Genomic DNA, 20,721 nt, shown 5'->3' on the forward strand with positions numbered 1-20,721 from the left:
GTGGGAGCGTGAGGACGAGGCTCGGCGATCACCTGCGGGAACGGCTGCACACGTTCGGGCTGAAGGCTCCGTCGATCGCGCAGTGCGCCGTGGGCGCCGCGCTCGCCTGGCTCGCCGCCACCCAGCTGCTCGGTCACCCCAGCCCCTTCTTCGCGCCGATCGCCGTGCTGATCTGCGTCGGCGTGGGCCTCGGACAGCGGCTGCGCCGGGTGACCGAGCTGGTCGTCGGCGTCAGCCTCGGCGTCGGCGTGGGAGACCTCCTGGTCGCCTGGATCGGCTCGGGTACCTGGCAGATCGCCCTGGTCGTGGCGCTGGCCATGGCCACCGCCGCCCTGCTGGACAGCGGGGCGCTGTTCGCGCTGCAGGCCGGGTCGTCGGCCGTGCTGGTCGTGGCTCTGGTGCCGGGCGACAGCACGGGCGGTTTGGACCGGATGCTCGACGCGCTCACCGGCGGCGCCATCGGGGTCGCCGTGGTGGCCCTGCTGCCCGCCAGCCCGGTCAACCTCGTGGCCAAGCACGCCTCGGGAGTGCTCGACGCGCTGTCCACCGTGCTGGAGCAGGCGGCCGAGGCGATCGAGAAGCGCGACGTGGAGTTGGCCGCCGAGGCGCTGGAGGGAGCCCGGGGCACGCAGGCGGCGGTCGAGGAGTTCGAGCAGGCGCTGGCGACCGGCAAGGAGATCGCCATGATCTCGCCGCTGCACTGGCACCGCCGCGCCCGGCTGGCCAGGTACGAGAGGGCGGTCGTGCCGGTGGATCACGCGCTCAGGAACGCCAGGGTGCTGGCCCGCCGCACCCTGGCGGCGCTGGGCGAGGCCGCCCCGCCCTCCGCCTCGCTGGCCGACTCCATGCGCGAGGTGTCGGAGGCCGCGCTGCTGCTGCAGCTGGAGCTCGGGGCCGGCCGGGAGCCCGTGCTGGCCAGGCAGGCGCTGCTGGCCGTGGCCGGCAGCGAGCGGCCCCAAGGCCTGGGCTTCTCCGCCCACGTCATCGTGGCCCAGCTCCGGTCGATCGTCGTGGACCTGCTGCTGGCCACGGGGGCCGGCCCGGAGGAGGCGGGCGCCGCGCTCACTCCGCTCGACACCCCCGGAACCGCCTGACCGCACCCGGCCGGGCGCCAGGTCAGGCGGACAGGCGCTTCAGGCGGGCGGCCGCCTCGTCGATGACCTCCTCCTTCTTGCAGAAGGCGAACCTGACGAAGTGGCTGCCCCGCGCCGGATGGTCGTAGAACACCTCGGTCGGGATCGCCACCACCCCGGCGAGCTCGGGCAGCCTGCGGGCGAACTCGAACCCGTCGGTGAAGCCGAGCGGCCTGATGTCGGTCTGCGCGAAGTAGGTGCCCGCCGGCTTGAACACCTCGAACCCGGCCGCCGCCAACCCGGTCATCAGCCGGTCGCGCTTGTCCTGCAGGGCGGCGCGCAGCTCGGCCACCCAGCCCAGCTCGTGCCGCAGGCCGTGGGCGACGGCGAGCTGCCACGGCGCGCTCGCGGTGTAGGTGGTGAACTGCTTGACCGTCTGCACGGCCGTGACCAGCTCGGGCGGGGCGCACACCCAGCCGGTCTTCCAGCCGGTGACCGAGAACGTCTTGCCCGCCGAGGAGATCGCCACCGTGCGCTCGCGCATGCCCGGCAGCGTGGCCAGCGGGATGTGCTCGACGCCGTCGAACGTCAGGTGCTCGTACACCTCGTCGGTGATGGCGATCAGCCCGTGCTCCTGGCAGAGCTCGGCGATGGAGGTCAGCTCGTCCCTGGTGAAGACGGTGCCCGTCGGGTTGTGCGGCGAGTTGACCAGGATGGCGCGGGTCCGCGGCGTGACGGCCGCCCGCAGCTCGGCGGGGTCGAAGGTGAAGCGGCCGGCCTCGGGCCGCATGGTGACGGCGACCAGCCGGGCCTGGGCGAGCGCGATCGAGGCGGCGTAGGAGTCGTAGTAGGGCTCGAACGCGATCACCTCGTCACCCGGCTCGCACAGCGCCAGCACGCTGGTCGCGATGGCCTCGGTGGCGCCGACCGTCACCAGGATCTCGCCGTCGGGGTCGTAGCTCAGGCCGTAGTGGGCGGCCCGGTGCTCGGAGACGGCCTGGCGCAGCTCCGGCACACCAGGACCGGGTGGGTACTGGTTGGCACCCGACCCGATCGCCTGGACCGCACGGTCGAGCATGGCCGCCGGGCCGTCGGTGTCGGGGAATCCCTGTCCCAGGTTGATGGACCCGGTGCGCGCGGCAAGTTGGCTCATCTCGGCGAAAATCGTCGTGCCGAACCCGCGCATCCGAGAAACTAGTGCTTCCGTCACGGGCCCACCCTAATAGGGTCGTCGCGTGATCACCCAGGTCGCCCTCGCCCTCGCTCTGGCCCTCCCCCCTCTCGTCCCCGGTCCGGCGCCGGGCGAGGTCGAGCGGAGCCCGTGCCCGGTCGCGGTGCCCGATCACACGGTCTGCGGTTTCCTGGTCGTGCCCGAACGCCGGGACGCGCCGGGCCGGACCATCAGGGTCGGCTTCGCCGTACACGCCTCGACGGCGGGCGACCGGGCGGCCGACCCGGTCGTGTTCATGAACGGCGGGCCCGGCACGTCGTCGATCCCGCTCATCGGGTTGGTGAGCCGGATGTTCCCCGACCGCGACGTGGTGGCCGTGGAGCAGCGCGGCGGCCGGCACTCGCGGCCCGCGCTGGGCTGCCCGGAGACGGCTGAGGCGATGCTCGGGCTGCTGCGCGATCCGGCCACGGGCCGCGCGACGGACACGGGCGCCCTCGTGGCGAGCGGATCGGACAAATCGGCAGGATCGGGAGGATCCGCTGGATCGGGAGGATCCGCTGGATCGGGAGGATCCGCTGGGTCAGGAGGATCCGCTGGATCGGGTGGGCGGGTCGATCGCTGGGCGGATGTCGCGGCGGCGGCCGGAGCCTGCCGGGAGCGGCTGCGGGAGCAGGGAGTCGACCTGCGCGGCTACACGACCAGGGAGATCGCGGCCGACGTGATAGCGCTGCGCGAGGTGCTCGGTCACCCGTCGTGGAACCTGTTCGGGGTCGGCTACTCGACGCGGGTGATGCTCGACGTGGCCGCCGCCGACCCGGGTGGTGTCCGGTCGGTGGTGCTGGACTCGTTCGTGCCCGAGAGCGCGGCCTGGTACGACGAGGCGGACCGGGGGCTGGCCGACGCGGTGGCGCGGCTGGGACTGCGCGACCGTTTCGAGGCGATGGTGCGCAGGCTGAACGCGCGGCCCGCGCGGGTGCCCGTGACCGACCCGCTGCTCGGCACCGCGTTCACGGCCCGGCTGACCGGCGACGACACGGCGGCGCTCCTGGCCCAGGCACTGCGGGAGCCGGGCGGGACACCGCGCGCATCGAGCGCAGCGGGCGGGGCCGGTGCAGCCGGCGGGGCGGACGCAGCGGACGGGACGGCGGGCGCAGCGGTGATGATGCCCGTGCTGGTCGGCGCGCTGGCGAGCGGGCACGACGAGCTGCTGAGCCCACCGGCCGACGCGCTGGCCGAGGGGCTGATGGCGCGCGAGCTGGGGCTGTATCACGCGGTGCAGTGCCAGGACGAGGTCCCGTTCAACACTTTCACCACCAGCTCCCGACTTTTCACCGTAAAAGCCGATAAAGCGGTGTGTGACGCCTGGAAGCTGCCCGCGTCCACGCCGGCGAACTCCACCACGGACGCGCCGGTCCTGGCCGTCGGCGGCCGGGCCGACCCCACCACGCCGTCCGGCACCGGCAGGGCCGCCGCCGAACGGCTCCCGGACGGCCGCTTCGTCGAGTTCGCCGGCCTCGGCCACGCGGTGTCCCTGGCCGGGTCCCCGGCCGGCGCGTGCGCCCGCGAGCACATCCGGGCCTTCGTCGCAGACCCCGCCCGGCCCTCCTCCCCCCAGTCCTCCTCCCCCCAGTCCTCCTCCCAGCCCGCCTACCTCTGCTCTCCCGAGCAGGCGCCGCCCCGTCCCGCCGACGTACGGGTGAGTGCCGCGCCCTACCGGCTGGCGGCCGCGCCGTGGCTGGCGGCGCCGTTCGCGCTGTTCGCGCTGGCCTCCCTGGCGCAGTTGCTCGCGGGCGCGGCCAGAGGCCGGGCGCTGACCGCGTACGCCGGACTCACCGGGGTGGCGTTCAGCTGGCTCGTCGCGAAGGAGGTGTACGGGCGGACGGACGGGGCCGCCCTGACCGTCGGCGTGCCCGCGATGACCTGGCCGTACAGTTGGGTGGCGGTCGGCTCGGCCGTGCTCGCGCTGGCGGCGTTCGCGCGGCGGCGCGGATGGGGACAGGCCGTGGCGGCGTTCATCGGCGCCGGATTCCTCGTATGGTGGTTCGCCTGGTTCCTGTGACGCGCATCCGTGAGCTCGACGCCCTCCGCGGCTTCGCGGTGGGCGGGATCATGCTGGTCAACACCTGGCAGCACCTGCCGAACGATCCCGACCGGCCGCGCACCGGCGTCGACTGGGCGATCGACGCGTTGTTCCAGGCCCGCTTCTACCCGATCTTCTCGCTGCTCTTCGGCATCGGTTTCGTGCTGTTCCTGCAGCGGGCCGGCCGCTGGGTGCTGCTGAGCAGGCTGGTCTGGCTGTTCGGTTTCGGGCTCGTGCAGCACACCTTCTACCAGGGCGAGGTGCTCACCGACTACGCCTTCTACGGCGCGCTGGTGCTGCTGCCCGCGTCGTTCCTGGCGGGCGGGCTGCCCGTGCTGATCCTCGGCCTGGGGGCGGTCGTCTGGGCGATGCGTGAGGGGGGCGGCTCGCTGTTCATCCCCGGCCTGTTCCTGGTCGGCATGGCGCTGATGCAGCTGCGGCCGTCCGAACGGCTGCTGTGGCCGGGGTTCGCGGTGAGCGCGCTGGCGACCGCGCTGCTCACCCCCGCCTGGGTCATGACCGGCGACTGGACCGTCTACAGCGTCGCCGCGCTGGCCGGGGCCGTCGCCTACACGACCGGGCTGCTGCTGCTCCTGCGGGCCGACTGGACGGCGCCGCTGTCGGCGGTGCTGGAGCCGATGGGCCGGATGGCGCTGACCAACTACGTCTCCGGCACGCTGGTGATCTTCCTCACCGGGCCGCTCGTGGCGAGCGACCCCACCCGCTGGTCGGTGGTCCTGGTGGCCGTGGTGACCCTGCTGGCCCAGGCGTGGGCCAGCAGGTGGTGGCTGTCCACCTTCCGATATGGCCCACTGGAGTGGGTCTGGCGGTGCCTGACCTGGTTTCGATGGGTGCCCAACCGGTTAGAGTCGGGCCGTGACCACAATCGCCCTCTGCCAGATCCCGGTGGCTCCTGATCCGGCGGCCAACCTCAAGCGGGTCCGCGAGGCGCTCGCCCGAGCCGAGGGCGCCGACCTGGCGATCTTCCCCGAGGCTACGCTGACCCGCTACGGCCGGCGGATCACCGACCTGGCCGAGCCGCTCGACGGGCCGTTCGTCTCCGGCGTGGCCGAGGCCGCCCGCGAGCACGGCGTCGCAGTGATCGCCGGGGTGTTCGAGCCCGGCGACGGCCGCGTGCACAACACGGCCGTCGCGATCGACGCCACCGGCGAGGTCAGGGCCGCCTACCGGAAGATCCACCTGTTCGACTCCTTCGGCACGAGGGAGTCGGAGCTGGTCGCCCCCGGCTCCGAGCCCACGGTCGTGGAGCTGGCCGGGGTCAGGGTCGGGCTGATCACCTGCTACGACATCCGCTTCCCCGAGCTGGCCAGGGCACTGGTCGACCGGGGCGCCGAGTTGTTCGCGGTGATCGCCGCCTGGGGGTCGGGGCCGCTCAAGGAGGACCACTGGATCACCCTGGTCCGTGCCCGCGCGCTGGAGAACACCATGTGGACCGCCGCCGTCGGCCAGGCCCCCAACCCGGCCGAGTCCGGCGACGGGTTCGGGGTGGGCCGCAGCATGCTGGTCGACCCGCTGGGCGTGGTCCGCGCCGACCTGGGCACCGCGCCCGGTGTGCAGGTGGTGGAGCTGGATCCCGAGGCGACCGCGGCCGCCCGGACGACCTTGCCCTGCCTCGAACATCGCGTGCTCGGGGTCAATAGATCGTAAAGTGGAACCGTGAGCAGAACGCAGATGCAGAAAGTGGTTCCGCCGCGTCTGCTCGTCCCCTACCTGTCGGGCAAGCGCACGGTCATCTCCGGCTACGTCTACCGCGTCCAGGACTGTTCGCGGCTGACCACCCCCGGAGACTTCTTCCACGGGCTCGACCTGGTGTTCGACGGGTCCGAGCTGACGGCCGACGTGCCCGAGCTCTACATCATGCGGTGGTACGCCCGCGACGTCGACACCTACGCCGTCCCGTACGGTCCGCACATGGGCGGTGACTGGAGCGACGCGCCGCCCTTCGCCGGCAACGGGTTCACCACCTCGTCCACGCACATGGTGCCGCAGTTCCACACCATGCCCATGCCGATCCCGGCGGGGGCCGAGATCGTGCACCTGACCGGCGACGGCGAGCGGCGCTTCGCCGACTACGACGGGCTGACCTGGCGGCCCGCCGCATGAGTGCCGAGTTCACGCCCGTGGCCTCCGGCTTCGTCGCCGGCTTCGGCGAGCGCACGTTGCCGGCGGCGCTGGGCCCCGGCAGCGACCAGGTCGTGCTGTTCAGCGAGGAGGAGCTCGACGGGTTCGAGGCGGCGTCCGGCTACTGGCGGCGCGAGGTGCGCCGCGACGAGCTGGAGTGGCTGGTGCTGGTCCGCACCGTCGGGATGTTCGGCGGCGAGCCGTGCGTCGTCCTCGACGAGGACGACGACGGCCTGCACATCGCCTACAGCGGCCACAGCGGCATGAAGGCCGAGGCCCTCGGCTACTGGATGGTCGACCACGGCGCCTACGAGGTCGTGGTGCCCCGCGAGGAGGTCTTCTCCATCCGGGTCGAGCGGATCCCGATCCCCTGAGCCGCCCGGCCAGCCCGGCCAGCCCGGCCAGCCCGGCCAGCCCGGCCAGCCCGGTCAGCCGCCCAGGTGGCGATAGCGGGCCAGGCGGGCGGTGAGCCGGTCGGCCGGCGGCCGCGCGAGCAGCAGCGCGAGCTCGTGCTCCAGCGCCCGTCCCACCCGCTCGCAGAACGCCCGGTGCTCGTAGGCGGCGTCGGGCAGCTCGGGGATGACCCGGTCGACGATCCCGGCGGCGCGCAGATCGGTGGCGCGTACCCGCTGGGCCTGGGCGATCTCCGGGGCGAAGTCGACCGAGCGGTAGAGGACCGCCGAGGCGCCCTCCGGCGGCAGCGGCGCCAGCCAGGCGTGCTGCGCGCACAGCACCCGGTCGGCGGGCAGCAGGGCCAGCGCGGCGCCGCCGGCGCCCTCGCCGAGCAGCAGCGCGACCGTGGGCGCGTCCAGGCTCACCAGGTCGGCCAGGCAGCGGGCGATCTCCCCCGCCAGGCCGCCCTCCTCGGCCGCCTTCGACAGCGCCGCCCCGGCCGTGTCGATCACGGTGACCAGGGGCAGCCCCAGCTCGGCGGCCAGCCGCATGCCGCGCCGGGCCACGCGCAGCCCGGCCGGGCCGAGCGGCGAGCGGGAGCGCTGGCCGTGCCGGTCCTGGCCGAGCACCACGGCGGGCGCGGCGCCGAACCGCGCCAGCGCCAGCAGCAGACCTGGCTCGTTCTCGCCCGCGCCGGTGCCGTTGAGCGGGGTCACGTCGGTGGCGGCCAGCTTGAGCACCCCGCGCACGCCGGGCCGGTCGTCGCGGCGCGACCGGGTGATCGCCTCCCACGCCTCCACCGGACGCAGGTCCTCCTCGGGCGGCTCGCCCGGCTCCAGGGCCGTCCTGTCGGCGCACAGCACGGTCAGCGCCCGGATGGCCACCTCGCGCACGTCCTCGGCCGGCACCACCGCGTCGACCAGCCCGTGCCGGTAGAGGTTCTCCGCCACCTGCACGCCCTCGGGGAACGGGTAGCCGTGCAGCGCCTCGAACACCCTCGGCCCGAGGAACCCGACCAGCGCGCCCGGCTCCGCGGCCGTGACGTGCCCGAGCGACCCCCATGACGCGAGCACTCCGCCCGTCGTCGGGTGCCGCAGGTAGACCACGTGCGGCAGACCGGCCGCGCGATGCGCCTGCACGGCCGCGGTGATCTTCACCATCTGCACGAACGCGAGCGCGCCCTCCTGCATCCTGGTGCCGCCCGAGGCGGGCGCGGCCAGCAGCGGCAGGCGCTCGCGGGCGGCCCGCTCGACCGCCGAGGTGATGCGCTCGGCGGCCGCGCTCCCGATCGACCCGGCCATGAACGAGAACTCGCTGGCCAGCACGGCGACCCGGCGGCCGGCGAGCAGCCCCTCCCCGGTGATGACCGACTCGTCGTAGCCCGACTTGGCCCGGGCCGCGGCCAGCTCGTCGGCGTAGGAGGAACCGGGGGGCGCCGGATCGGCTGGGGGCACGTCCCACGATGTCCACGATCCCTGGTCGAGGACCGTTTCGATCAGTGTGCGTGCGTCCGGACGCGTCACCGCTGCTCCCTCGTGTCGGCCGATGCTGCCATGGTGACGCACGAATGTACCGGCCGATAGCGCGATGTCCGGATCATGTCTCACGCTCTCGCAGCCAGCGGAGCACCGCGTCCTGGTCCTGGCCGAGCGCGGGCGGCGCGGTGTGCTCCGCCTCGTCGAGCCCGTCGAACCGCAGCGGCGGCCCCGGCAGCTCGATGCGGCCGAGCACCGGGTGGTCGACCTCGACGACCAGCCCCTGGGAGCGGGTCTGGTCCCACGCGTAGACCTCGTCGAGCGAGCGGATCGCCCCCGCGGGCACTCCCTCCTCGGCGAGGCGGGCCAGCCAGTGGGCGCGGTCGTGCGCCACCAGGGCCTTCTCCATGTCGGTGATCAGCTCGTCTCGGTGCGCGAACCTGTCGCGGTTGGTCGCGTATCTCGGCTGGCCGGGATCGATGCCGAGCAGCGTGGCCACCTTCCGCCACTGCACGTCGTTGGCGACGGCGATCTGCAACATGCCGTCGGCGCAGTGGAACGCGCCGTAGGGGGCGATCGAGGCGTGGTGGTTGCCGCCCGCGACCGGCACCTGCCCGCCCACGGTCCAGGCGGTGCCGTGGTAGGAGTGCACGCCCGTCACCGCCGCGAGCAGCGAGGTGCGCACCACCCGGCCCTTGCCGGTGCGCTTCCGGTCGTACAGCGCCGCCACCACCCCGTACGCGCCGTGAATGCCGGCCAGCAGGTCGGCGATCGAGGCGCCCACCCGATACGGCTCGTCGGCCGACGGGCCGGTCAGCGACATCAGGCCGGCCTCGCCCTGGGCGATCTGGTCGTAGCCGGGCCGCCCGCCCTCGGGCCCGTCGTGGCCGAACCCGGTGATCGACAGGACGACGAGACCCGGGTTGAGCTCGTGCAGGCGCTCGACCGGGAACCCGAGCCGGTCGAGGACACCGGTGCGGAAGTTCTCGATCAGCACGTCGCTCTGGCGTACCAGGCGCTCGATGAGCGCTTTGCCGTCGGGCGTCTTCAGATCGACGGCGATGGACTGCTTGTTGCGGTTGGCCGCCAGAAAATAGGTGGAAATATCGTGATCTGGCCCTACGAAGGGCGGGCCCCAGCCTCGCGACTCGTCACCCCCGGCCGGATGCTCGACCTTGATCACCCGCGCGCCGAGGTCTCCCAGCATCTGCGCGGCATGCGGGCCGGCCAGCGCCCTGGACAGGTCCAGTACGACGATGTCATCGAGGGGTCCGGGCAAATCGGCCTCCAGCTTGATCCGGTGCGGGAGCACATTCTCTCCCCCCACCCCACACCTCACCTACCCTGGGTCCGTGCAATCACTGGCCGGCCACATCCAGGAGCTGGCGCCGTCATGCGGCCCGGTCCGCCTCGTGGCCGTCGACGGGCCCGCCGGGTCCGGCAAGACGACGTTCGCGGACGGCCTCGCGTCGGCCCTCGGCTGCCAGGTCGTGCACAGCGACGACTTCCCCGTGCCCTGGGACGAGGGCCCCGGTCCGTGGTTCGACGCGCTCCACGAGCAGGTGCTCCGGCCGCTGCGGCAGGGCCGGCCCGGCGCCTTCCGCCGCTACGACTGGGTGCGCGGTGAATACGGGCCGCTCGTCGAGGTGCCGGTCGCGCCGGCGCTGGTCGTCGAAGGCGTCGGAACGGCCCGGAGGTCGGCGGCGCACCTGCTGGCGTACACCGTCTGGGTGGAGGCGCCCGAGGAGGTGCGTCTGCGCCGGGTGATCGAGCGCGACGGCGGCGAGTTCGCGCCCCGGTGGGACGCCTGGTTCGCGGCCGAGCGGAAGTGGTTCGCCGACGACGGCACCCGTGATCGGGCCGATCTCGTCGTCACCTGCTGATTCGTGACACGTACCCGGGATGGGCCGCCGCCGTCCCCGGTGAGGACGGCGGCGGAGCCCGGCCCGCTGCTACAGGTCGCCGAAGTGGGGGATGAGCTCGGTCAGCACCCAGAGGGCGAGGCCGAGGGCGATGAGGTTGACGCGGCCCCCGCCCACGTTGAAGGCGGCCAGGACGAAGCAGGCCAGGGCGAAGATGAGCAGGATGAGGGTGATCATGCTGGGCTTCCGTCCGTCGGATGTTACTGGTGTGGTTGCACAGCGCTACCCGTGATCACGAGGTTCAGGCGTAGTGATCGATGATGTGTACCGAATTGTGAGGTGGCGTGTCGCCGGCCTTCCGAGACGGAGCGGCTGGTGCGGGTGGCGACGATCAGCAGCCGCGACCCATCCGCCCGCACGCGCATGCCGGCCATCTGCGTACAGCGCCAATGCCTTTACAATGTAGATCAAGATTTTGGATGTGACATCCGGGAGGCGGTCGCGGAGACAGACACGGCGATTCTGCGCCAAGATGGGCGGCAGATGTCCTTGATCGGACCCCATGATGATCGCGTCCGGGCTCCGGCCCACGCGCCACGACCGACAGCACGTCCGAGAGCCGCGATCAGGTCCGGCGCAGGCGGAAGAGGGAGGCGTGGGTGGCAGTCGTCATCGGGGTCGTCGGCCCGCACGATCTGGTCGACGACGTGGCGGCCACGTGCGAGGAACAACCGGGGGTCAGCACCCTCCGCCTGGACTACGACCACGAGTCGCAGGCGCCGGCGATCGTCGAGGCGCACGCCTCCGCCGTCGAAGGGTGGCTGTTCACCGGCGCCGTCCCGTACACACTGGCCCGCGACGCCGGCGCGCTGACCCGCCCCGCCGCCTACGTCGACTACACGGGCGCGACGCTGCTCGGCGCCCTGGTACGGCTCCAGCACGAGGGCCAGGACGTGACCCGGCTGTCCATCGACACGCTGCCGGCGGCCGGGGTGACGGCGGTCTTCGCCGAGGCCGGGCTGCCGTCCGGAAACCTGCGCGCGCTGCCGTACCGGCCGGAGATGACGCCTGAGAAGGCGATCGCCTTCCACCGCCGCCCCCCGGACCACCCCGTGATCACCTGCCTCGGCTCGGTGCACGAGGCGCTCCGTGGCGACATGCGGGTGCTGCGCCTGGTGCCGGCGGCCCATTCGGTGCGGATGGCGCTGCGCCAGCTGCTGCTGACGGCCGAAGGGCAGGCGCAGCAGGACGCGCAGATCGCGCTCGGGCTGATCGAGGTGGCCGGCGAGGCCGGACTGCTGCGCGAGGCGACCGCGCTGGGCGGCACCATAGCGGCCTTCCGCGGCGGCACGCACCTGCTGGTGACGACGCGCGGCCCGCTACACAGGGCCACAGGAGGCTTCACCGGCCTGCCCATGCTGACCCGGCTCGCCGACCACAACCAGCTGGTCCGTGTGGGCTTCGGCCTGGGCCGCAGTGCCGCGGAGGCGGAGAGCCTGGCCCGGCGCGCCCTGGCCAAGGCCCGCCGCATCGGCGACGTGGCGGCGGTCCTGTCCCTGCGGGCCGAGACCGACATCGTGCTGGCGCCGGTCGCGACCGGCATGGCCGGGCAGCAGGACCTCTCGGTCATCGCGCGCCGGGTGGGCCTGTCGGTGCCGACCCTGAAGAAGCTGCTGGAGGCGCGGGCCGCCGTCGGCGACATGCCGCTGACCACCCGAGAGATCGCCAGCCGTCTCGCCGTGCAGCAGCGCACCGCCCGGCGCATGCTGCACCGGCTGGAGCTGGCCGGGCTGGCCGAGCGCACGGGCAACCTCACCAGCGGCTCCAGTGGGCGGCCGCTCACCCTCTACCGCCTCACCCTCTGACGCTCGCCCGGGCCCTTACAACTCGTCCACCTCGGCGTGCGTACGGCCACCGGAGAGCTTGGGATAGCCGGGACCGCGGTCGAAGAAGCGGCCGGTGGCCGGGCGCAGGTTGGCGCGGAGCTGGGCGGTGCCCTGCTCGTCGATGCGGTCGCCGTCGAGCACCACCCCGTAGTCGCCCAGGGCGCCCGCGATGGAGACCTTGCCGTCGCGGACGTCGGCGGCCACCGCGCGCGGGTCGCGGTCGTAGGGCGAGCCCCAGCCGCCGCCGCCGGTGGTGCGGATGCGGATGACCTCGCCGGCCTGCACCTGGTGGTCGTCCACCAGGCCCTCCATCTCCTTGCCCGCGATCTCCACCCGGAACGGCCGGCCGGCCAGCCCGCCGTTGACGCCCCAGCACGACAGGATCGACCGGTCGGCGATCGACATGTACGAGGCGTCGCGCAGCATCCGGATGTGCTTGTCGTAGCCGAGCCCGCCCCGGAACATCCCCGGCCCGCCCGAGTCGCAGGCCAGGGCCAGCCGCTCCACCCGGAACGGCCAGCGCGCCTCGGCGAACTCGACCGGGATGTTGCGCGAGTCGGGCACCACGTGGATGGTGTCCTCGCCGTCGGCGTACCAGCGCCCGCCGGAGCCGCCGCCGAGGACCTCGCGCATCAGGTAGGGGCGGCCTTCGGCGTCGGCGCCGTAGACGCCGGTGTAACGGATCGTCTCCTGGTCGGCGGGCATCCGGCCGCCGGTGGCCTTGGCCAGCACGCCCGCGAGCACGCCGAGCAGGCGCAGGATGACGAAGGTCCGGGCGTTGGTGGGAGCCGGGAAGACCGGGGTGAGCAGCGTGCCCTTCTCCGGGAAGATCATCTTGATCAGGGGGACGACGCCCTCGTTGACGTCCAGCTCGGCCATGCGCTCGGGGGTGTCGGCCAGGTTGCGCAGGATCGGCGCCAGCCACTTCTTCAGGAACACGCCGTCGGCGTAGTCGCCCGCGTGGTTGATCGGCCCCTTGGCCTGCGGCGACGTGCCGGTGAAGTCGATCGTCAGCGGGGACTCGGCCGACTGGTCGACGGTCAGCGTGATGCGCTGGGTGTGCAGCCGGGGCTCGTCGACGCCGTCGTGCTCGGCGTAGTCCTCCCAGGTGTAGGTGCCCTCGGGGATCTTGGCCAGCAGCTCACGGCGGAACGTCCGCGTGGTCTGGTCGATGATCGCGTCGAAGCACTCCTCGACGGCGGCCCTGCCGTACCTCTCGAAGAGCTCGCCGAGCCGGCGCGCGCCCATGAGGCAGGCCGAGCACTCGGCGTCGAGGTCGCCCGCCAGCGAGTCGGGCATCCGAGAGTTGCGCGTCATGATGCGCAGCGCGGCCTCGTTGGGCACGCCCTCGTCCCACAGCTTGATCGGCGGGACCATCAGGCCCTCCTCGAACACGCTGCGCGCGTGCGAGGGCATCGAGCCGGGCACCGACCCGCCGATGTCGTCGTGGTGGCCGAACGCCTGCACGAACGCCACCACGACGCCGTCGTGGAAGACCGGGACCGTGACGCACAGGTCGGGCAGGTGGCCGATGCCGCCCTCGGACAGGTAGACGTCGTTGTGGAAGTAGACGTCACCGGGCTTCATCGTGTCGATCGGGAAGTCGCGGACCACCGGCTGGACGAGCGCGCTGTAGGAGCGGCCGGTCAGCTTGCGCAGCCGGGCGTCGTGGATGCCGGCCCGGAAGTCGTGGGCGTCGCGGATCATCGGCGACCGCGCGGTGCGCGCGATCGCGGTCTCGACCTCCTTCTCCACCGAGGCCAGCGTGCCTTCGACGATCTCGACGAGGATCGGGTCAGCCACGCCGCACCTCCACGTTGCCGTACGCGTCCACCGTCGCGGTGAACCCTGGGTGGATGGGGATGGTCGAGCCGTACTCCTCGATCACCGCAGGGCCCTCGATCACCGTGCCGGGGTCGAGCGCGGCCCGCTGGTGGATCGCGGTGTCGCACGGCTCCTCGAAGTGCACCTGCCTGCGCACCGCCGCAGCCGCCTCCACCCCCTGCCGCGTCCTGCGCCGGATCGCCGGGCGGGTGATGGGCCCGATGCCGGAGACCCGCAGGTTGACCCACTCGACCTGGTGCCGGGGGTCGTCGCGGTAGGCGTAGCCGTACAGCTTCTCGTGGGCGTCGTGGAAGTGCTGGAGCACCCGCTCCCGCCAGTCGTCGTCGAGCGGGCCCGGCGGGGCCGGCACCCGCACCTCGTAGGCCTGGCCGTAGTAGCGCAGGTCGGCGCTGCGGGCGTAGACCGGGTCGTCGAAGCCCTCGCGGTCGAGCGCCTCGGCGGCCTCGCCCTCCAGCTCTCCGTAGATCCGGGCGGCGGTGGCCAGGGACAGGTCGCGGGTGACGTGCGTACGCACGTAGTCGTTCTTGACGTCCACGGTGAGCAGGCCGAACGCGGAGACGTTGCCCGGGTCGGGCGGCACGACCACGGCGGGCAGCCCGAGGATGTCGATCAGCCGGCAGGCCAGCAGCGGCCCGGACCCGCCGAACGTCACCAGCGGGAAGTCGCGCACGTCGAGCCCGCGCTTGACGGTGAGCTGGCGGATCGCGTTGCTCTGGTTGAACGCGCTGATCTCCAGGATGCCGGTCGCGGTGCGCTCGGCGCCGAGGCCGAGCTTGTCGGCCAGCGCCTCGATGCCGGTGCGGGCGGCGCCGGCGTCGAGCGGGATCTCCCCGCCGAGCAGGTGGGGCGGGATGCGGCCGAGGAAGACGTGCGCGTCGGTGACCGTCACCTCGGTGCCGCCCCTGCCGTAGCAGAGGGGACCGGGGTCGGCGCCCGCCGACTTGGGCCCCACCTTCAGCGTGCCCTCGGGTGAGATCCAGGCGATCGAGCCGCCGCCCGCGCCGACGGTCACGATGTCGATCATCGGGATCTTGCACGGGTAGCGGCCGACAGACCCCTCGGTGGTGATCGAGGGCTCGCCGTCGATCACCACGGCGACGTCGGTGGAGGTGCCGCCGCCGTCGAGCGTGATCACCGACGGATGCCCGGCCGTGGACGCGATGAGCGCCGCGCCCAGGGCGCCGGCGGCGGGGCCCGACAGCACGGTGGTGATCGGCTGGTCGACCACCTCGCGCGCCGACAGCACCCCGCCGTTGGACTTCATCACCGAGAACGGGATGCCGAGCCGGCCGGACAGGTTGGCGAGGTAGCGGCGCATGGCCGGCTTGACCGCGGCGTCGACGAGCGTGGTGACCGACCGTTCGTACTCGCGGTATTCGCGCAGCACGTCGCTGGAGATCGAGACCACGGCCTCGGGATGCTCGCGGGCCAGCACGTCGCGCATGCGGCGCTCGTGCGTGGGATCGGCGTAGGAGTGCAGGAAGCACACGCCGATCGCGGTGATGCCCCTGGCCCGGAACCAGCGGGCCACCTCGACGGCCTGCTCCTCGGCGAACGGCCGCACCTCGGCGCCCAGGTGGTCGAGCCGCCCGCCGACGGTCCTCACCAGGTGCACGGGGACGATCCTGGGCGGCTTGACCCAGAAGTAGGAGTTGCCGTAACCGTCGGGCACGCTCTGCCTGGCGATCTCCAGGATGAACTCGAAACCCTCGGTGGTGATGAACCCGAGGTCGGCGATCCGGTCCTCGAGCAGCTGGTTGGTGGCCACGGTGGTGCCGTGGACGACCGAGCCGACGTCCAGCTCGCCCAGCTTCTCGATGCCCGCGACGAACCCGTCCGCCGGGTTGGCGGGCGTGGAGGGGGTCTTGGTGGTGACGATCTCACCGGTCTGCTCGTCCACCGCCACCACGTCGGTGAAGGTGCCCCCGGTGTCGACTCCGATACGGACGCTACGCATGGCTCCTCAGCTCCGGCGCCGGCCGAGCACTTCTTCGATGACGCGGGGCGCGTTCGCCGTGCCGACGTAGGCGGCGAGCCGGACCACCAGTTCGTTGGACCGGGCCAGGTCGGCCTCCACCTTGGCCTTACCCGACTGGCCGGCCTGCACCCCGAAGTAGGCCCCCATGATCGTGCCCACCACTCCGGCCACTCCGGCGAACAGCGCCGCGAACTCGCCGGTCGCGAAGACGGCGGCGCCGAAGGCCACGAGGACCGCCACGATGCCCGTCAGCACCACGTAGAACCCGTAGCGCCAGCGCGCGGCGTCGGCCTGCGCCGCCGTGACGTCGTCGGGCGTCATCAGTGCTTCGAGCCCCGCGGGGGGCTTGTCTGTTACCACGCCTGCCTCCTGATGCTTCAGGGGAGAAATGTCCCACGAGGTCAGGGAACACGCCAACCCACCGCGGCGGCGGCCCGTGACCGGACGCGCTGGCCGCGTCACCCGCGGGGCGAACCGCTAAGGTGGCACTCCGTGATCGAGATGTCCGCCTTGTCAGCAGTGCCGTCCGGTGCCCGCGATGCCGTGCTCAAGTTCTACTTCGGCCCCATGGACTGCGGGAAGTCCACGCTCGCCCTGCAGATGAACTACAACCACGGCCGGCAGGGCAGGCGCGGGCTGGTGCTCACCAAGCACGACCGGTCGGGCGGGCCCAAGCTGACCAGCAGGATCGGGCTCGGCCTGGAGGCGATCGAGGTGGAGGACTCCCTCGATCTGGTGAGGTTGGTCACCGGTCACGACCGGATCGACTACCTGATCTGCGACGAGGCCTGCTTCTACACGGTCGAGCAGATCGAGCAGCTGGCCGACCTGGTCGACGAGCACGGGATCGACGTGTACGCCTTCGGGCTGGCGTCGGACTTCAGGGCGGTGATGTTCCCGGCGTCGCAGCGGCTGTTCGAGCTGGCCGACGAGGTGTGCCGGCTGCAGGTCGAGGTGCTGTGCTGGTGCGGGCGGCCGGGGCTGCTGAACGGCCGGATCGTGGGCGGCGAGCTGGTGCGGACGGGCGAGCGGGTGGTGATCGGCGACACCGACGCCTCTCCGGTGCGCTACCAGGTGCTCTGCCGGCGCCACCACCGCTCGGGCCGGCTCGGCGAGGGCACCGCCGGCTGACCGCGCCCGCCGTCCTCACTTCCAGATTCGCCCCATTACCGTCGCGAAGATCGCATCTAAGGCAAGATGTCCATCTGATGGATGCCTTAGAAGTCACCTCTGTCAAGCGCTCCCGGTGGACCCGCGCGCTGTCGCTGGCCGGGGCCGTCACCCTCCTGGCCGGGTGCGGCGCCCTGGAGCTGCCCGCCCCCGAGCGCCTCCCGTCCGCGGCGGCCACGCCGCCCTCGAACGACGCGTCCCAGGATCCGCCGCCTCCGGAAACCGAACCCGCGCCGAGCCCCGAGTACACCGACCCGCACACCGACACCCGTGCCGCCATCGCGTCGGTCAAGGCCACCGCGGAGGACGCGCGCATCCGGGACGTGGCCGTCGACCTCGTGGGGCTCAACCGGCTCGGCGCCGATCACGTGGTGATCCAGGTGCGGCTCAGCAAGACCACGGACAGCCGGAAGTGGTACCTCTGGCACGACGTCCACGACTACATGACCAGGGACAAGGACGACATGGCCTCCGGGCTCGGGCTGATCGACCCCGCCCAGAGCCGGATCCTGATGCCGTCCGTCACTCCCGAGGGCGCCTGCCTGTGCACGGCCGAGAACGACTACGAGGGCCCGGGGCTGGAGTACGGCAAGCCACGCACGCTCTACGCCGTCGTGCCGGCGCCGGCCGGTGGAGCCTCCTCCACCACGGTGTACCTGCCGTTCGCCCCGCCGATCGTCAACGTCCCGATCAGTGACGAACCGCCCGTGCCACCGCCCGGCCAGGAGATCCCCGACCCGGCCGGCCACCAGCTCACGCCGCTCTCGTACCCGATGGAGATCCCCTCGGTCAGCCTGGACCAGAGCCAGGAGACCATGACCGACGACAAGCACGTGCGGATCAATCTCTCCTCGGACGTGCTGTTCAAGGTGAACAAGGCCGATCTGTCGGACAAGGCCCGGCAGATCCTGCGACGCACGGCGAAGTCGATCGACGCCTCCGACACGGGCAGCGTGAAGATCGAGGGGCACGCGGACTCCACCGGCGACGACGCCGTCAACGACCCCCTGTCCAGGCGCCGCGCGGAGACCGTACGCGCGGAGCTGACGTCCCTGGTGACCAGGGAGGGCGTCCGGTTCACCGCCGAAGGCCACGGCTCCCGCCAACCGCTGTACCCCAACGACACCGAGGCCGGGCAGCGCAGGAACCGGCGGGTCACCGTGACCTTCGACCGGCCCCGGACCTCGGGCGCGACCGCCTCCACCGGCACGCCGGTCCCGCTGAGCTCCGGCCGTCCCGGCTCGTCGTCCACGACCAAGGTCGACGGCCAGCCGTTCACCGTCGAGGCCGATCCGGTCCGGACGATCGGCGGCGGACTCGGCGTGCTGACCTACCGGACCACCAACAACGGGATCAAGTCGACCTGGCTCCACGAGCTGGGCAGAAGGCACAAGGGCCTGCCGGTGTCCAGCAGGTTCGGGGCGTCCTCGAACGTGGACCTCGTCGACACCGCCACCCAGACCATGTACGGCCCGGCGACGGCCTACGGCGACCAGGGCGATCGCCTCTACTGCGTCTGCACGGCCAGCGGCACCGGCGTCGCGAAGCATCTCGCGCAGGAGACCAAGGAGTTCTGGGCGCTGGTCGGCGTGCCAGAACAGGCCACGACGGTCCGGGTGCGCATCGCCGACTTCCCCCCGCTCGCCGACATCCCCGTCAGCTGAGACCCGGGCGGTGCCACCACCGCTCGGGCCTGCTCGGCAAGGGGCAGCCGACAGCCATACCCCCCCGAAGCAACGCGAAGCGGAGGATCAATCGCGTGGGATCATCCGAAGTCTTGTACGGTTCGGCCCAGGTCAAGGGCAAGGCCGCGACGGTGTGCGACGTCGCGGACGACCTCCGGGGCGCCGACAAGGAGTGGCGGCGGGCGCTGGCCTCCCCCGAGGACGAGTTCGGCCTCCGCGGCCCCGCTGACGCCGTCATCGCGGTCCGCGAGGCCTGGGCGAAGGAGTTCGAGGTCTATCACGAGGCGCTGGAACACTGGTGCCTGGCCGCCCGGGCCGCCGCCGAGAACTTCACCTCGGTGGACGACTACATCGCCAAGAAGCCGCCCACGGGGCGTATCTAGAGATGGCAGCGGACGACCACCGCCAGGTGACCACCGAACTCCTGCGCACCCGCGACTTCCTGGCCGCCGTCTCCAACCCGATCGCCATCATCACGGAAGTCGTCTTCCGCATCCACGCGCTGACCGCGATCCTCCGGGAGGTCCCCGGCGACCCGGACGGCATCGACGCTCTCGGCGCCGGCTTCCAGCAGATGAGGACCGCGCTCGCCTCCGCGGACGCCGACCTCCACAAGGTGAGCACCCGCGTGCCGTCCGTATGGAAGGGCGACGCCGCCAGGGAGGCGGTCGCCGCGCTCAAGGCGACCCATCACCTGGTGCAGCGCTCCGCACACGCCATGCGCCGGGCCAACGTGCTGCTGCAGGACTACGCCGACGAGGTCCGCCGGCTGAAGGGAGACCTGGAGCAGCACCGTCAACGCCTGATCGAAGCGGTGCGCGAACTCGACGGCGTACGTGATCTCACCCGTAACCTGCTGAACGCCGTGCGGATGCTCGACGGAGACGGCGGCATCGTCGATGTCATCGCCAGGGCGATCAGCGCCATCGACGGCGCCATCGCCGTCTTCGAGCAGCTCGACGCCGCGTCCAGCGCCCTCCAGCGCGGCTTGCGGGACATCCAGGGCCGGGCACGGGCCAGCGTCGTCCGGTCCCGGCACGTGGACGCCTTCGACTCGGTGCTCCTGGCCGCCGCGGGCGACGACCGCCTCGTCAAGGGGGACGACGGGACCCTCAGCACGGCGCAGCTGGCCCGGGCCGCCGACAGGATGGACGCCCTGTCGGACGCCGACCGGGCCCGCCTCCTGCACCTTCTGGACCAGGCGGCGTCCGAGACGGAGCGGGCCTATCTGATGAAGGCCCTGGCGGCAGGCCACTCCGTCGACGACATCAGCACGTTCGCCGGGCTCATCCGCGGCAAGAGCGAGGGCTGGCTGGGCGACATGCTCAGCCCGATCGATCCACGCGCGGCCGGGGCCGCCGTCAACGGCGTCGACGTCAAGCAGCAGAACCAGCAGACCTGCGGCTCGACCGTCATCATGGCTGCCCGCATCATGAACGACCCGCTGTACGCACTGAGCCTGACCGCCGACGACCAAGGCCATCTGCTGCCGCCCGCCGACCTGCGGGCCCGGCTCCACACCGAACAGAACCGGATCCACGACTCGACCAACACCCTGTGGCCGCAGGCCCTCGGCACAACCCCGTGGGGGTTGGCGAACGGGCTGAACGACCACGCCGGCTCCTTCGGCGTGACCTACGACTGGCGGCTCGTCGCCGACACCTCGCCCGGATCGGTGACCTCCGCGCTCAACGACGCCGTCGGCGCGGTGGACGCCGGCCACACGGTCCCGGTGCTCATCGGCGACTCCCATCCGAGGCACTACGTGCTCCTGATCGAGCACGAGGACGACGAGCTGGTCTTCTACAACCCGGCGGGGCGCATCACCCGCGTCAAGGAGGACGACTTCCTCAATGGCGACCTTTCGGCCGTGGGGTACGAACATGTGCAGGGCGTGATCGTCCCACGGTGACCGGCGTTCCCGGCCTCGGCCGCCGACCCGGCCAGGGCCACGAGGGCCG

19 protein-coding genes are annotated in these 20,721 nt (G+C 72.3%); 12 read left to right on the forward strand and 7 right to left on the reverse strand.

All coding sequences use genetic code 11. The annotated features are described in order from the left end of the window. Positions 1 to 8: 8 nt before the first annotated feature. On the forward strand, positions 9 to 1,094 hold the full coding sequence (locus IEY82_RS24135; RefSeq protein ID WP_189126479.1) for an FUSC family protein: 1,086 nt from the start codon (positions 9 to 11) through the stop codon (positions 1,092 to 1,094). 22 nt (positions 1,095 to 1,116) lie between these two features. On the opposite strand, the gene IEY82_RS24140 is transcribed toward IEY82_RS24135, so the two are convergent. Next, positions 1,117 to 2,283: a pyridoxal phosphate-dependent aminotransferase gene (locus IEY82_RS24140; protein ID WP_189126480.1), complete on the reverse strand. Its 1,167-nt coding sequence runs from the start codon at positions 2,281 to 2,283 to the stop codon at positions 1,117 to 1,119. Positions 2,284 to 2,308: 25 nt separating this feature from the next. Between IEY82_RS24140 and IEY82_RS24145 the strand changes: the two genes are divergently transcribed. From IEY82_RS24145 to IEY82_RS24165, 5 genes are read left to right on the forward strand one after another with little or no spacing between them, the layout of a single operon-like run. Then, positions 2,309 to 4,303 carry an alpha/beta hydrolase gene (locus IEY82_RS24145; RefSeq protein ID WP_189126481.1) on the forward strand — a complete coding sequence of 665 codons (1,995 nt, stop codon included), beginning with the start codon at positions 2,309 to 2,311 and terminating at the stop codon, positions 4,301 to 4,303. Beyond that, on the forward strand, positions 4,300 to 5,241 hold the full coding sequence (locus IEY82_RS24150; RefSeq protein WP_189126482.1) for a DUF418 domain-containing protein: 942 nt from the start codon (positions 4,300 to 4,302) through the stop codon (positions 5,239 to 5,241). Before IEY82_RS24145 ends, IEY82_RS24150 begins: the two co-directional genes overlap by 4 nt. Continuing rightward, positions 5,201 to 5,992 (forward strand): carbon-nitrogen hydrolase family protein, encoded by a 792-nt coding sequence (locus IEY82_RS24155; protein ID WP_189126483.1) that lies wholly within the window; start codon positions 5,201 to 5,203, stop codon positions 5,990 to 5,992. The genes IEY82_RS24150 and IEY82_RS24155 overlap by 41 nt, the downstream gene beginning before the upstream one ends. A 9-nt stretch (positions 5,993 to 6,001) precedes the next feature. Further along, positions 6,002 to 6,448: a hypothetical protein gene (locus IEY82_RS24160; RefSeq protein WP_225263133.1), complete on the forward strand. Its 447-nt coding sequence runs from the start codon at positions 6,002 to 6,004 to the stop codon at positions 6,446 to 6,448. Continuing rightward, the gene (locus IEY82_RS24165; RefSeq protein WP_189126484.1) at positions 6,445 to 6,840 is read left to right on the forward strand and encodes a UCP033725 family protein; all 396 of its coding nucleotides are present in this window, start codon (positions 6,445 to 6,447) and stop codon (positions 6,838 to 6,840) included. Before IEY82_RS24160 ends, IEY82_RS24165 begins: the two co-directional genes overlap by 4 nt. Before the next feature lie 54 nt (positions 6,841 to 6,894). Here the strand turns inward: IEY82_RS24165 and IEY82_RS24170 are convergent, their stop codons facing one another. Together IEY82_RS24170 and IEY82_RS24175 are read right to left on the reverse strand one after the other, a co-directional pair. Then, positions 6,895 to 8,382 carry a carboxyl transferase domain-containing protein gene (locus tag IEY82_RS24170; protein WP_189126485.1) on the reverse strand — a complete coding sequence of 496 codons (1,488 nt, stop codon included), beginning with the start codon at positions 8,380 to 8,382 and terminating at the stop codon, positions 6,895 to 6,897. Positions 8,383 to 8,455: 73 nt separating this feature from the next. Next, positions 8,456 to 9,613, reverse strand: a complete 1,158-nt coding sequence (locus IEY82_RS24175; RefSeq protein WP_189126553.1) for a CaiB/BaiF CoA transferase family protein — start codon at positions 9,611 to 9,613, stop codon at positions 8,456 to 8,458. 73 nt (positions 9,614 to 9,686) lie between these two features. On the opposite strand from IEY82_RS24175, the gene IEY82_RS24180 reads away from it, so the two are divergent. Further along, complete coding sequence (locus IEY82_RS24180) at positions 9,687 to 10,217, forward strand: uridine kinase family protein (RefSeq protein ID WP_189126486.1); 531 nt, start codon at positions 9,687 to 9,689, stop codon at positions 10,215 to 10,217. Between the two features lie 69 nt (positions 10,218 to 10,286). On the opposite strand, the gene IEY82_RS24185 is transcribed toward IEY82_RS24180, so the two are convergent. After that, complete coding sequence (locus IEY82_RS24185; protein WP_189126487.1) at positions 10,287 to 10,433, reverse strand: hypothetical protein; 147 nt, start codon at positions 10,431 to 10,433, stop codon at positions 10,287 to 10,289. Between the two features lie 422 nt (positions 10,434 to 10,855). On the opposite strand from IEY82_RS24185, the gene IEY82_RS24190 reads away from it, so the two are divergent. Next, the gene (locus tag IEY82_RS24190; protein WP_225263132.1) at positions 10,856 to 12,061 is read left to right on the forward strand and encodes a hypothetical protein; all 1,206 of its coding nucleotides are present in this window, start codon (positions 10,856 to 10,858) and stop codon (positions 12,059 to 12,061) included. A gap of 15 nt (positions 12,062 to 12,076) precedes the next feature. On the opposite strand, the gene IEY82_RS24195 is transcribed toward IEY82_RS24190, so the two are convergent. Genes IEY82_RS24195 through IEY82_RS24205 form a run of 3 tightly spaced genes read right to left on the reverse strand, consistent with a single transcriptional unit; the run spans position 12,077 to position 16,265 of the window. Then, positions 12,077 to 13,885, reverse strand: a complete 1,809-nt coding sequence (locus tag IEY82_RS24195) for a hydantoinase B/oxoprolinase family protein (RefSeq protein ID WP_189126488.1) — start codon at positions 13,883 to 13,885, stop codon at positions 12,077 to 12,079. After that, positions 13,878 to 15,884, reverse strand: coding sequence for a hydantoinase/oxoprolinase family protein (locus IEY82_RS24200; RefSeq protein WP_189126489.1), 2,007 nt, complete (start codon positions 15,882 to 15,884; stop codon positions 13,878 to 13,880). The genes IEY82_RS24195 and IEY82_RS24200 overlap by 8 nt, the downstream gene beginning before the upstream one ends. Positions 15,885 to 15,890: 6 nt before the next feature. Then, positions 15,891 to 16,265 (reverse strand): hypothetical protein, encoded by a 375-nt coding sequence (locus IEY82_RS24205; protein WP_189126490.1) that lies wholly within the window; start codon positions 16,263 to 16,265, stop codon positions 15,891 to 15,893. Positions 16,266 to 16,406: 141 nt separating this feature from the next. Here IEY82_RS24205 and IEY82_RS24210 point away from each other — a divergent pair, with 141 nt between their 5' ends. The 4 genes from IEY82_RS24210 (at position 16,407) to IEY82_RS24225 (ending at position 20,672) form a co-directional block, all read left to right on the forward strand. Then, positions 16,407 to 17,036, forward strand: a complete 630-nt coding sequence (locus IEY82_RS24210) for a thymidine kinase (protein WP_189126555.1) — start codon at positions 16,407 to 16,409, stop codon at positions 17,034 to 17,036. Positions 17,037 to 17,113: 77 nt separating this feature from the next. Then, positions 17,114 to 18,739 carry an OmpA family protein gene (locus IEY82_RS24215; protein ID WP_189126491.1) on the forward strand — a complete coding sequence of 542 codons (1,626 nt, stop codon included), beginning with the start codon at positions 17,114 to 17,116 and terminating at the stop codon, positions 18,737 to 18,739. Positions 18,740 to 18,834: 95 nt separating this feature from the next. After that, on the forward strand, positions 18,835 to 19,143 hold the full coding sequence (locus IEY82_RS24220) for a hypothetical protein (protein WP_189126492.1): 309 nt from the start codon (positions 18,835 to 18,837) through the stop codon (positions 19,141 to 19,143). Between the two features lie 2 nt (positions 19,144 to 19,145). Further along, positions 19,146 to 20,672 carry a hypothetical protein gene (locus IEY82_RS24225; protein ID WP_189126493.1) on the forward strand — a complete coding sequence of 509 codons (1,527 nt, stop codon included), beginning with the start codon at positions 19,146 to 19,148 and terminating at the stop codon, positions 20,670 to 20,672. Positions 20,673 to 20,721: the final 49 nt, after the last annotated feature.

The sequence above is a fragment of the Nonomuraea cavernae genome (genome assembly GCF_014646355.1).
GTDB lineage: Bacteria > Actinomycetota > Actinomycetes > Streptosporangiales > Streptosporangiaceae > Nonomuraea > Nonomuraea cavernae.